Source organism: Stenotrophomonas sp. YJH_SMC_119 (assembly GCF_059368315.1).
The window spans coordinates 66,443-78,959 of record NZ_JCAFRP010000012.1; the positions used below are offsets into that span (position 1 = coordinate 66,443).

Genomic DNA, 12,517 nt, shown 5'->3' on the forward strand with positions numbered 1-12,517 from the left:
TCGCCGCAGTCAGCGCGATGGCGACCATGTACGGCCAGAATCAGAACAACAAGGCCATCGAGGAAGCCGCGGAGCGTCAGCAGGAGCAGATCAACGACCAGGCCGCCGAGCGCACCCAACAGCGCATGGAGGAGGCCCGCGCACTGCGATCCGCGATGCGCGCCTCCGCAGCAGAAGCGGCAGTGTCCGGCAACTCGGTCGAGCTGCTGGCGAACGACATCATGGCCCAGGCTGGCCGTGACGTGGCCCTCATCGAGAAGAACCGCAGGAACGGAGTCGTCGAAAGCGGCTCCGAAGCACGCGCTCGTATCCGCACCGGCAATGCCGAGGCGATGGGCGGCGTGATGCAGTCAGGCGCGAACGCCTACAGCAACATCCAAACCTACAAGCGCTATTCCATCCCCGGAGACGAGTAACCCGTGGCTCGCACGAAACCCCAAGAGATCATCCGCCGCGCGCAGGTGCCGCAGCGTCTCGCCGAGCGCCCCGTTCTGGCGGTGCAGGCTGACCAGGCGTCCTCCGCTGGTGCCGGTGCCCTCTCTCGCACCGCCGCTGCGGTGCTGACGCGCGTCTCGGATTCCGTCAACTCGCAGATGATCTCCAACAGCCGCGAGCAGTACACCGCCGCGGCGACCCAACGTATGCAGGAGGACGCCGAGGGTACGCCCCGGCAGGCCGAGGACTTCGTTGCCCAGCAGTCGGAGTCATGGCGTCGCGGCTACCTCAAGGCTGACGGCATCATCCGCGTCCGCGACTGGCAGATCGAAGCGGCCAAGGAGATCGCCAAGGCCGAACCCGGCACCGACATCGAGCCGCTCATCAAGGAGCGGATGGCGGCGCTGACGCAGAACCCCGAGTTCCAAGACCCGCAGGTCCGCAAGGCCCTGATGCCGGTCGCCATGCGCGCCGCGCAGCAGGTCCGCCAGCAGTGGCAGGCCGACTCGATGCGGGAAATGCTGGTGCGGCAGAAGGAGTCGCTGACCGCGATCATCCGCGACGGCATCAAGGGCGGCACGTTCCTCACCTCCGAGGGCATGAACGGCCTGTACGCGATGCTGGATCAGGAGGAGTACGCCTACCTCAACAAGCGCGACGTGGACGAACTCTACGTCGAGGCCGCCAAGGAGGAGCTGGCTGCGGGCAACCGCGATCCTCAGTCGATCCTGGCGTTCCTGGAGAAGGACCGCGGCGACGGCCAGCCAGGCTTGATGAACACCGAGCACGGCGACGAGCTGCGCGCGGCGGCTGCCGCTGGTGCCCGCGTAATCGCACACCGCGAGGACGAGGCACGCAAGCAGGCGATGGCCGAGGCGGAGTGGACGCTCCAGGGCCTCGCGGATCGCGGCCAGCTCACCCACAAGACCATCGACACCTGGGCCAGCAAGTTCGGCCTGAGCGGCGGCGACCTCCAGTCCTTCAAGCGCTACTGGAACAACCAGCAGGAGCAGACTCTCCGCCGCTGGGAGCAGGAAGCGAAGGAGCGCGCCCGAGAGGAGCGCATCCGCAAGCTGGTCGCCGGGGGCAACCCCTACGAGATCAGCGACGCCGACCTCAAGAAGCAGGCCGGTAAGGAGTGGGAGGAAACCCCGCAGGCCACACGCGGCCAGGTGCTCCAGAAGTGGGCACGGCAGGGCATCGTCATCCCTCAGCTCGAACGCATCCTCAAGCGCGCCGACCCGGCGTTCCAGGAGAACTTCCAGAACGCCGCGACGCTGTACGAACAGCTCCGCAAGGTCTCGCCCAAGTACGCCGATACGGTCGCTGGCGGCGAGGCTGCCGCGATGCTGGACCAGTACCTCTACGACACCCGGCGCAGCGGTCAGTCGCACCAGGAGGCCGCTCGCGTCCTGACGCAACCGAAGCGCGAAGTCGAGGAGGCCCGCTCGGTCATCAACGACACCTGGAAGTCCGGCATCAAGGACTACCTGGAGATCGACGGCAAGCCGCGCGACCCGCGTGAGCTGCACCGCATCCGCCAGGAAGCCGAGCGCATCGCCTCTCGTGGCGGCGTGTCCGGCGAAGCCGCCATCCGTGCAGCGGTCGGTCAGATCGACGCCCAGCGCACGACCGTCAACGGCCGCCGCGTGCCGAACATCGGCATGCCGCAGGGTGCCGAGCCAGCGGTAGACGAGCTGATCCAGACGGTCGCGCGCAAGCTCGGCCGCGACCCGGATGAGCTGTCGGCCCTGCCCAATCCCCGCAATCCTGGGCAGTGGCAGATCGTCGGCCCCGACAACTGGCTGATCCCTGACCCTGACACCGGCCGCGCCATCGGTTTCGACCCGCGTGCCATCGCGGCACAGCACCAGCGCTGGAAGGGAGACCTTGCGGAATCCCAGGCGCGTCGTCGGGTCGAGCAGCGCACCACCTGGGCGGATCAGTCCCGGAACATCCGCGACCTGCGCTCGCAGTCGGCGACAACGGAAGTCCCCGCGACCATCGCCAAGCGCGACGCCAGCGCCGCCGAGGCCGCCGCTTTCGAGCTGCCCAAGTTCGACCTCACCAAGCCGCTGGTCCCCAACGCGGGCACCAAGCAAACCACCACCACCCCGGCAGTCCCCGAGGACTTCCTGGAGTACCTGACGAGGAAGTAAGACCGCATGTTTGAATCCCTACCCGGCGCAGACGAGAACATCGTCAAGCCGGCAACCCAGCAGCCCATCGTGCAAGCCGTGCGCGAGCGCAAGGAGCAGCGAGAGGCCGCGCAGCGCCGGAAGGATCAGACGACCGTATGGGACGGATGGGGCGCTGCCCAGGCAAAGGGCGGCATCGGCTTCATCGACCGCTTCATCACCGAGCTGGGCTACGAGCCGCAGCAGGGCTATCGCATTCCCGCAGACGCGCGCAAGCGTTGGGAGTCGATGGGCCTGCGCCCGGAGCAGTGGGAGCTGTTCGGCCGGGCCACGTCCGACGAGCACCTCTCCTATCTGGAATCCGTGGCCTTCATGAATCAGATGGCGGACGACGACCTGGCGCAGTTTGGCCTGGGCGGACAGATCGCCCTCGGCTTCACCGACCCGGCGGCAACCGGCCTCGATCTCGCCACGGGCGGCCTGGGGTACGCAGCCAAGGCCGGACGCCTCGCCAACGCGGTGCGTTCCGGTCTACAGGCTGCGGGCACCTCCGCGCTGATGTCGGCCGCAACCTCCACCTACGACCCCGAGCAGACGCTCGCGGATGGCGTGCAGAGCGCCGCCCTGTCGTTCGCGTTCGGTGGTGCCCTCGGCGCTCGCCGGGGTGCCCTGTTCGATGGCGAGGTCAAGCCTGACGTGGTGAAGCGGCTGGCTGGTGACGACTCGCTGTCGGCCGCCCGCGTTGCTGGCACCGCCACCACCGACCCGACGCCCGGCGTCCTCCCGCTGCGCAATGAGACCGCATTCGAGCAGGAGTTCACCGACAAGGCGCTGGTCAACGCGCACATCACGCCCCACTTCGCCACCGTCCGCCGCGATCTTGCTGCCCGCATGGGTAGCGCCAAGTCGCCGCTGGTGCGCGAGGCGGGCCGCCTGCTGTTCCGCGATGGCGTCGGCTACACCGATCGCTCCGTCGCGGTCCAGGAGTCCACCAGCGAGTTCGCCAAGCGCCACCTGGCCGTCATGGAGACGGAATGGCGGAGCGGAGTGAACGCCGCGTGGGACGCCTACAAGCAACGGACGGGCACGCATTGGTGGAACTTCTCCGAGCGCGCCAAGTTCAACGAGGAGGTCGGCCGTGCCGTGCGCGGTGCGCCGGACGTGTCACCGGAAGCCGCCAAGGCTGCCGGAAGCGTCGCCAAGGCGATGCGGGATGCGCTCAAGCTGGCGCAGGACAGCAACCTCGACGGCTTCGCCAACGTGGCGCAGAACGGCAACTACCTGCCGCGCTATTGGAGCGGCAAGGGCTTCAAGCGCCTGTTCGGCGAAATGCAGCTCCACCAGGACGACGTGATCGACCAGCTCATCAAGCCCGCCATGCGTCGCGCATGGGAGGCCGCCGCCGACGAAGGCGACGAGATCGACGACGAGCTGCTCGGGGCGGTTGCACGCTCCTACCTCAAGCGCGCTCAGGCGAACTTCGAGGGCGACGGGATGGACCTGCTGGTCCGCCCGCTGGACAGCGATTCGGTCGAGGAGATCGGCAACATGCTGACCGAGGCGGGCGTCTCGCCCGTGCGGTCGCAAGAGCTGCTGTCCAAGCTGGAGCGCAAGACCTACGAGTCGGGCAAGCTCGACCGCGCGAAGAAGCGCATCGACCTCGACGAGACCTACTCCACCACCATCCGCAACGAGGCTGGCGAGGACGTGCAGGTCTCGATGGCCGACCTGTTCGACAACGACGTGGACTCGGTGATGACCCGCTACATGCGCGAGATCACCGGCTGGTCGGCGCTATCGTCGAAGGCTGGCATCAAGAACCGCGCACAGCTCGACCGCTTCGTGTCGAAGCTCAAGAGCGACGCCCGCAAGTCCGGCGACGACGTGAAGGACATCGAGCGCCTGATCGACATCGGCCTCAAGTCCACCTTCGGCCGCAGCACCGAACTTGATCCCGCCAGCCGTGGCGCACGCTACGCGCGGTTCCTGCGCAACTGGAACTTCGCCCGCGTCATGAACCAGGTCGGCTTCTCGCTGTTCGCCGAGCTTGGCCCGACCATCGCGCATGCCGGTCTCCGCAACTTCTGGAACTCCGTGGGTGCCGCCCGCGACTTCTTGGTGCGCGGCGCTGACGGCAAGCTGTCCTCGCAGGAGGCGCGCGTGATGGAGCGGCTGTTCGCACCCGGCACCGACTGGCTGCGCAACCCGCCGTTCCTGCGCCTGGACGAGGACGCGCTCGTGCCGCAGACGTTCAACGTTAAGCACGGCGAGAAGATCGACAACGCGATGAACATGGCGACGCACGTCACCTCGGTCGCATCCGGCATGGCCCCGATCAACACGATGCTCCAACGCATCGCTGGTCGCGCCACGCTGCTGCGGCTGCTGGACATGGCTAACGCCAAGAAGCTGTCGGACGCCGAAGTGGCCCGCCTGCGCACCTGGGGTCTCGACGCGAAGGCCCAGGCCGACGTGTTCGGCTACCTCAAGGGCAAGAAGCAGATCGAGCAGATCGACCCGGACAAGCTGCCGTTCCAGACGCGCGAGCGCATGGCTTCGTTCCTGTTCCGTGTGACGCGGCACCAGGTTCTCGAAGGCGACGCCTCGGACAGCATCGAGCTGATGCACAGCACCACCGGCCGGCTCGTGACGCAGTTCCGCAGCTTCATGGTCAACAGCTACACCCGCCACTTCCTGAACTCGGTCCATCACTACGACGACTGGCGCACCTACGCGATGGTCGTGCTGTCCACTTCGGCGGCCGGCATGGGCTGGGCGGCTCGCACCTACCTCAACACCATCGGCAACGAGGAGCAGCGCAAGAAGCAGCTCACGCAGGCGAACTTCTACAAGAACGCCGTCGCGCAATCGAGCTGGTCTAACGTGATCCCTGCGGTCACCGATATGGTGTGGGCGGACACGCTGGGCAACGACCCGGTGTTCGCCAACAACCGCTCGACCGGTCTGGAGAACGGCGTCATGGGCATCCCGTCCATCGACCTGTTCAACAAGGTCTACGGCAGCAGCCGGATGATCGGCGCGGCCATCAAGGACGACGAGGAGATCACCGAGAAGCAGATGCGCGACTTCTGGAAGATTTGGTGGTTCAACAACATGACGGGCGTCCGCAACATCGCGGACCAAGCCCTACAGCAATTCCCCGACCGCAAGGACGGGACTGACCGACCGTAACCAGGAGGCCCTTCGGGGCCTCCACCTTTTTTGAGGACGCATGATCGAACTATCGCGCGGCCTTTCCTTCGTGCTCTACACCTACGAGGGAGGCCCTACGCGGTTCACCGTGCCGTTCCCGTACATCGCCCGCGAGCACATCCGGGCGTTCGTCGGTGAACCGGACGCGGCCCGCGCTGTCTCCGTCTCGTGGGTTGACGCAAGCACCATCGAGATTCCGTCGCAGGATGGCGTGCTCGACGCGCCCTACACTGTGACTGTTCGGCGATTCACGCCGAGCGAAACCCTCCTCGTCAACTTTCGGGATGGTGCAAACCTTCCGGCGCGGGACTTGGTAAAGTCCTTCCGCCAGTTGCTCTACGCCCATCAGGAACTTCAGGAGTTCGGCAACGGCTCCGGCCTGCCCGGTGGCCCTCCAGGCAGCGGCGGCGGCACAGAGCCGGACATCAACGCGATCACCGACCAACTGCTGCGATCCCCGGCGCTCAAGGAGCTACTGACGCGCATCGAGCTGATCGACACGAATGCCGAGGCGCTGATGGAGGAAATCCTCCGCTCCGAGGACTTCTTCGACACGCAGCGCGAGCACAGCGACCGCATCAGCACGGCGCGCGAGGAGATCGCGCTGATCTCCAAGGAGAGCCGCGTGGTCGCCCAGCAACTCATCGACCTCTACGCGCGCGTCGATGACGGCGAATCACTGTCCCAGGCGCGCTACCTCGAACTCAACCAAGCTATCGCCGACGAGGCGAGCGCGCGCTCATCCTCCACGGTCACCCTAGGCGCGCAGATTGAGACCTCAACGGCGCTAGTCCGCGACCAGGTGATGGCCGAGGTGACTGCCACCAAAGCCCGCGTGGGCGGCCTGGAGGCCGTATTCGCGCAGCATGGCGACCAGCTTACCACCCTGACGCAGGAGACGGAGCTGCTGGCCGACGCCGACGAGGCGCTGGCCTCGCAGATCACCACGCTCCAGACCGAGACCGCGCCGACGATCTTCTCGGACGCGCAGCCCTCCCCGCCCGCTGGCGGCTTCAAGGTTCCGACCTTTTGGGTCAAGACCGGGCAGACCGGCGCGTACCTGACGCAGATTTGGGATGGCACCGGCTGGCGCAAGGCCGACCTGGATGTCACCTCTCCGACCGGCGCGCTGGTGCAGCAGCTCAACACCACCAAGATCACCGCCGAGCAGGCACAGGCCATCGCGGCCACGCAGGTCCAGGCGTTCAAGGACGGCGACTTCGCCACCATCCGGCAGGAGTTCAACGTGGTCGCCGGGCAGCACTCCGGCATGTACGGTCAGTGGCAGGCCAACTACTCGGTCAAGATCAACGCGGGCACCATCAACGGCGTCCCCGTGGTCGCCGGTATCGCCCTCTCCGCCAACCCGCAGACCGGCAGCGACTTCATCGTCACCGCGGATCGCTTCGCCTTCGTCCACCCGCAGTACACCTCGGGCGGCTCCCTGGCGAGCATCAAGTATCCGTTCGTGATCGGTACGGTCGGCGGCCAGTCCACCGTGGGCATCCAGGGTGCGCTGGTGGTGGACGGGACGATCACTGCGGACAAGATCAGGGTGAACTCCCTCGCCGCGCTTACGGCGAACGCGGGCACGATCAACGGCGGCACGTTCAAGACCCACACTCTCGACGGCAACGGCAACATCGTCAACGCTGCCGAGTTCCGCGTGGAAATCTCCAATCTCGGCGACTGGCCCCTGTGGGTCGGCTCCGGCGCGAAGAACGCCAACAACGCGGTGTTCTATGTGGACCGCAACGGCGGCGCGTTCTTCCGAGGCCGCGTCAATGCTCCCAACATCGTGGGACAGTTCCAGTCGGCGACCGGCGTGTGGTGGACGGGGGCAACGAGCCTCTGTTACCAGGCGGGCAACAACTTCATCCCGCTCGGCGATTGGGTGGCGATCCACGAGTTCTGGCTCGGCGCTCCGGTGCTGGCTGGCGAGGGTCATACCCCCTCCGTGTCGGTCACCGTCACCGCGAACACGCGCGTCTACGGGCTGCACGTCATCTTGGAGGAGCTGCGCGACTCCGTGTGGGTCGTCATCGCGTCGCACGAGCCGCCGATGTACCGCGCGTTGATTCAGCAGATGGGCGGCGACGGCAACACCTTCACCGCGTCCAACTTCTACACCTACGAGCAGTCGGTGACGCTCTCGGCGTCCGGCGCATGGACAGGCGGTGCCCGCGCATTCCGCGTGCGGTGTCGCGCATCCAGCCCGCCTCCGCAGGTCCACGGCTACGACGCCCCGGCCTACCCGAACTACCTCATCACGTCGATTGGCGGCTTCGCCTTCGGCATCCGATAACCCTCAGAGAGAACCCAAGCACCGCATGAGCACTACCCCCGGCTACGTCTCCAACGCCGAGCTGGCCTCGCGCCTCTCGACGCTGCTAGACCGATGGAATCGGCGCGAGAATCAGATGATCGCGCTGCTGACTCAGGAGGAAGGCACCGTCGTCGTGACGGACGGCCTGGGCAACAACCACACTCTCCCCTCATTCCCGCAGCTTCGGAAGGAAGTGGCGGCACTGACCGACGACCTCGCAGGCTCTGTGTCCCAGGTACGCGACATTGCGTCGGTTGTCACGGCGCTGGCGGCCGGAGCAACGCTCGCTTCGGAGGTTTCAGAGGCGTCCGCAGATCGGGCAGAACACGCAGCGTCTTCCGCGAAAGAGTCCGCAACTCGCGCCGAGAGTGGATCAGAGAAGGCAGCCGCGGAAGCCGCGCGCGCCTCGGCGTCTGCCGACACAGCGGCCAGCAGGGCGTCCTCCGCTACAACCTCGGCACTTATCGCGTCCGACCATGCAGTCGCGGCGTCTGGATCGGCCGCATCGGCAGAGTCATCTGCATCATCGGCCGCGCTCGCCAAGGTATCGGCCGAGGAGGCGAGGGACAAAGCCAACCTGTACGCAAATGCGCCGCAGGGAACCCAAGTCGCTCCGGGAGAATACTCAGCGAAGCATTGGGCTGCTCAGGCCAAAGCCACTGCTACCGGGTCGCTCGTCTACATGGGGTCATGGGACGCTAGCTCTGGCAGCTTCCCACCGGAGCCGGTGAAAGGTCATTTCTACAAAGTAGTTGGCGAAGGCCAGGTAGGCGGCACGGAGTGGCACTCTGGAGATCAGGCACTCTACGGAACGACGTGGGAGAAGATCGACAACACCGACCAGGTAACCAGTGTTGCGGGCAAGCAAGGCTCCGTCACGCTTGTCGCGGGCGATATCGTTGGCCTGGGAAGCCTCGCTACGCGTAATGACGTTGACTTCGATGCTCACGTATCCGGCAAGCCTTTGACCTATCCGCCTAGCCAACATACCCACACCAAATCTCAGGTCGGCCTGGATAGGGTAGACAATACTTCGGACTTGGAGAAGCCGATCAGCCATGCCGTACTCGCGGCCTTGGATGCTAAGGCCGATCTCGTACACCAACACCAACTCAACCATGTTCATGGACTCGATAAGGCGTTGGACGATTTGCGCCAGAATGCGGCAGACCTTGGAGCTAGAGTCGATGCCGAGCGTGCCGCACGACAGACCCAAGTCGATGAGCTGGGTTTCCGTATTCAGGGCAGGAATATGCTCATCAACGGAAATCTCAGTGTATGGCAGCGACGCACAGCGGGCCGCGTCGGGGTTGGTAGTGGAAGCCTCGGGCCAACGGCCTACTTTGCGGATCGCTTCTACGTGGCTGCCCTTAATTGCACAGGTGATGTTACCCGGTACGCACCACCTGACGGGAAAATCTATCAGTTAGTCACTGTATCCAACGCCTCTGCCGCAGCGAATAGCGCCTGCTGGGGCGGCCAGATGATTGAGGGTGTGCGCTCCGCTACCGGCAAGGTCACCGTGTCGTTCCTCGCCAACAGCAGCGTGGATGGGATGAAGGTGGGCGTTGTACTTCAGCAATATTTTGGCACAGGCGGCTCCCCTGCCCCCACCGTCATCCTTCAAGGCGGTGAAATCACGCTAACCACCACCCAGCAGCGAGTGGAGGTGACGTTCGACCTGCCGAATCCGTATGGGAAAAACGTCGGAACTGTTGGCGATGATTACATTCACTTCCTACTTGAGTTTTGTGGTGGTCAGGCTGGCATCCAGAACGGCACCATTACAGTTGGAGAGTTCCAGATTGAGCAAGGGGAGAAAGCGACGCCGATTGAGTATCGCAGCCCCGGCTACGAGCTTCTGCTCTGTCAGCGCTACTACGAGTTGATCGGATTCGTCGCCAACAGCCAAGGAGCCTACTTCACGAGCCTGAGCTACAAAGTCCAGAAGAGGACTGTCCCTAAATTGAAAGTTCTCGGTGCGCCCATCGCGCCCGCCACACTTAATCACCGAGGCTCAGAACGATGGTTCAGCATGGACGGCTTGGCTACGTCGGCGGTTGGCACCTACGTCGAAGCCGACTGCGAGTATTGATCTTATCCCGATGGGAAATTCAAATGGTCGCGCGTTGTACTTCGACGCCGACTACGCCGCACAAACACTGACGCCGCTCCGATCCGAGCAGTCCCGCCCCCCCCCCCCCCTTACACCTAGAAACCATGCACGATGAAGTGAAGCTGGTCGGCGCTCTCGCGGGCGTCGGCCTCATCGTGGGCATCGCAAAGATGCTCACGTCGAACGATCCGATCACCTGGAAGCAGGCGCTCGGCCGCGCAATCCTCTCCGGCGCTACCGGCCTTGCCGCTGGTGCCATCGTCATTTTCATCCCCGGCGTCTCCTTCGTCGCCCAGGTCGCGCTCGCGTGCATCCTGGCGTCGCTCGGCACGTCAGCGCTGGAGACCGTACTGAACCGCGTCGTCAACAAGTGACCGCCCCCAAGGATGCCTTGGAGCGACTGCACGCCGCAGTCGCGGACAAGCTCGCCGACACCATCGACTCGATGGAGTCGGACGCGAAGGGCCTGGCCTCGATCCTCAACGTGGCCCGGCAGTTTCTCAAGGACAACGGCATCGACGTTGCAGCCACCCCTCCCGGCTCACCGCTGGGCAAGCTGGCCGACAAGGTGTCCGAGTTCCCGTTCGATCCCGCTGAGGATGGGCGGCTGAACTGATGGAGGGCATGACGAGCCTCCACGTTCGTCACCCTTTCGAGGACTTCCGCAACTTCGCCTGGTACGTCTGGAAGGAGCTGGGGCTACCAAGCCCCACTCCGATCCAGTACGACATCTGCGAGTTCCTGAAAACCGGCCCGCGCCGTCGCGTCATCATGGCGTACCGCGGCGTCGGCAAGTCCTGGGTGACGGCCGCCTACGTCTGCTGGCTCCTCTGGAAAGACCCCCAGCACAAGATCATGGTGGTCTCGGCATCGAAGGAACGCGCCGATGCGTTCTCGGTGTTCGTCAAGCGCCTGATCGAAACCCTGCCTGAGCTGCAACACCTGCGCCCACGTCCCGACCAGCGCAACTCGAACCTGGCGTTCGATGTCGGCCCCGCGCAGCCCGATCAGTCGCCCTCGGTGAAGTCGGTCGGTATCAACGGCCAGCTCACCGGCTCCCGCGCCGACACCATCATCGCGGACGACATCGAAGTCCCGAAGAACTCCATGACCGTCGTGCAGCGCGAGAAGCTCGCCGAGCTGGTCAAGGAGTTCGACGCGGTGCTCAAGCCGGGCGGCGAGATCATCTACCTCGGCACGCCTCAGACCGAGGAGTCGCTCTACAACAAGCTCCCCGAGCGCGGCTACGTCATCCGCATCTGGCCTGCGCGCTACCCGAAGGACACCAAGCACCGCCAGGTGTACGGCGACCGGCTCGCGCCGATGATCGCCGATGCGTTCGACGCGAACCCCAAGCTCGCCTGGAAGAACTGCGAGTCCGTCCGGTTCTCCGACGAGGACTTGATGGAGCGCGAGGCGTCCTATGGACGCTCCGGCTTCATGCTCCAGTTCATGCTCGATGCGTCGCTGTCCGACGCCGAGAAGTACCCGCTCAAGCTGTCCGACCTGATCGTGATGGACGTGGACCGAGAGGTCGCGCCGATCCGCGTGGTCTACAGCAGCGGCCCGGAGTACATCGTCAGTGACATCCCGTCCGTGGGCTTCACTGGCGACCGCCTGTACCGGCCGATGTACCTGGCCCCGGAAATGGAGGAGTTCACCGGCAAGGTGCTCGCTATCGACCCCTCGGGTCGCGGTGGCGACGAAACCGGCTACGCCGTGGTCGGCATGTTGCGCGGGATGCTCTACGCCCGCCGCGCTGGTGCGACCAAGGGCGGCTACGACGACGACACGCTGGAGACCCTGGCGCACATCGCGCGCGCCGAGAAGGTCTCTGCTGTCCTGATCGAAGCGAACTTCGGTGACGGCATGTTCGCCAAGATGCTCTCGGGCGTCCTGGCGCGTGTCTACCCGTGCTCGATTGAGGAGGTGAAGCACTACGGCACCTCCAAGGAGAACCGCATCATCGACGTGATGGAGCCGGTGCTGAACCAGCATCGCCTGATCGTTGACTCGTCGATCCTCCGCGCCGATCAGAAGTCGGAGCAGAAGTACCAACTGTTCTACCAGCTCACGCGCATCACGCGCGACCGCGGCGCACTGCGCCACGACGACCGCCTGGAAGCCCTGGCAATGGCCGTGAAGTATTGGGCCGACCAGCTCTCCCGCGACGTGAGCAAGGAGGAGCAGCGCTACCTGGAGGAGCTGCTCGACCGCGAGTACGCCTCCTTCATCCAGTCCGTGACCGGCCACGCGCCGTCGTCCGACAACTACCTCGACACCCTGTAG

At 65.1% G+C, this 12,517-nt stretch carries 8 protein-coding genes; all 8 read left to right on the plus strand.

The window, feature by feature from the left end; genetic code table 11:
• Positions 1-17 precede the first annotated feature (17 nt).
• The 8 genes from AC5P6S_RS16620 (at position 18) to terL (ending at position 12,517) form a co-directional block, all read left to right on the plus strand.
• Complete coding sequence (locus AC5P6S_RS16620) at positions 18-416, plus strand: virion core protein, T7 gp14 family (RefSeq protein ID WP_049434063.1); 399 nt, start codon at positions 18-20, stop codon at positions 414-416.
• Between the two features lie 3 nt (positions 417-419).
• Positions 420-2,594 (plus strand): hypothetical protein, encoded by a 2,175-nt coding sequence (locus AC5P6S_RS16625; protein ID WP_049434061.1) that lies wholly within the window; start codon positions 420-422, stop codon positions 2,592-2,594.
• Between the two features lie 6 nt (positions 2,595-2,600).
• Positions 2,601-5,765, plus strand: a complete 3,165-nt coding sequence (locus AC5P6S_RS16630) for a hypothetical protein (protein ID WP_329750766.1) — start codon at positions 2,601-2,603, stop codon at positions 5,763-5,765.
• Between the two features lie 40 nt (positions 5,766-5,805).
• Entirely contained in the window at positions 5,806-8,091 is a 2,286-nt protein-coding gene (locus AC5P6S_RS16635) for a phage tail fiber domain-containing protein (RefSeq protein ID WP_329750764.1), read from the plus strand.
• Between the two features lie 115 nt (positions 8,092-8,206).
• On the plus strand, positions 8,207-10,207 hold the full coding sequence (locus tag AC5P6S_RS16640) for a hypothetical protein (protein ID WP_329750763.1): 2,001 nt from the start codon (positions 8,207-8,209) through the stop codon (positions 10,205-10,207).
• A 125-nt stretch (positions 10,208-10,332) separates the two neighbouring features.
• Entirely contained in the window at positions 10,333-10,602 is a 270-nt protein-coding gene (locus AC5P6S_RS16645) for a phage holin family protein (RefSeq protein ID WP_005412393.1), read from the plus strand.
• Positions 10,599-10,844 carry a DNA packaging protein gene (locus AC5P6S_RS16650; RefSeq protein WP_032961803.1) on the plus strand — a complete coding sequence of 82 codons (246 nt, stop codon included), beginning with the start codon at positions 10,599-10,601 and terminating at the stop codon, positions 10,842-10,844. Before AC5P6S_RS16645 ends, AC5P6S_RS16650 begins: the two co-directional genes overlap by 4 nt.
• Positions 10,845-10,852: 8 nt before the next feature.
• Entirely contained in the window at positions 10,853-12,517 is a 1,665-nt protein-coding gene (gene terL, locus AC5P6S_RS16655; RefSeq protein WP_329750762.1) for a phage terminase large subunit, read from the plus strand.

Excerpts from the sequence above, each read along its gene's own strand:
- AC5P6S_RS16640 (WP_329750763.1), top strand. The coding sequence starts at position 8,207 with ATGATCGCGCTGCTGACTCAGGAGGAAGGCACCGTCGTCGTGACGGAC.
- AC5P6S_RS16645 (WP_005412393.1), top strand. The coding sequence starts at position 10,333 with ATGCACGATGAAGTGAAGCTGGTCGGCGCTCTCGCGGGCGTCGGCCTC.
- terL (WP_329750762.1), top strand. The coding sequence starts at position 10,853 with ATGACGAGCCTCCACGTTCGTCACCCTTTCGAGGACTTCCGCAACTTC.
- AC5P6S_RS16630 (WP_329750766.1), top strand. The coding sequence starts at position 2,601 with ATGTTTGAATCCCTACCCGGCGCAGACGAGAACATCGTCAAGCCGGCA.
- AC5P6S_RS16620 (WP_049434063.1), top strand. The coding sequence starts at position 18 with ATGGCGACCATGTACGGCCAGAATCAGAACAACAAGGCCATCGAGGAA.
- AC5P6S_RS16635 (WP_329750764.1), top strand. The coding sequence starts at position 5,806 with ATGATCGAACTATCGCGCGGCCTTTCCTTCGTGCTCTACACCTACGAG.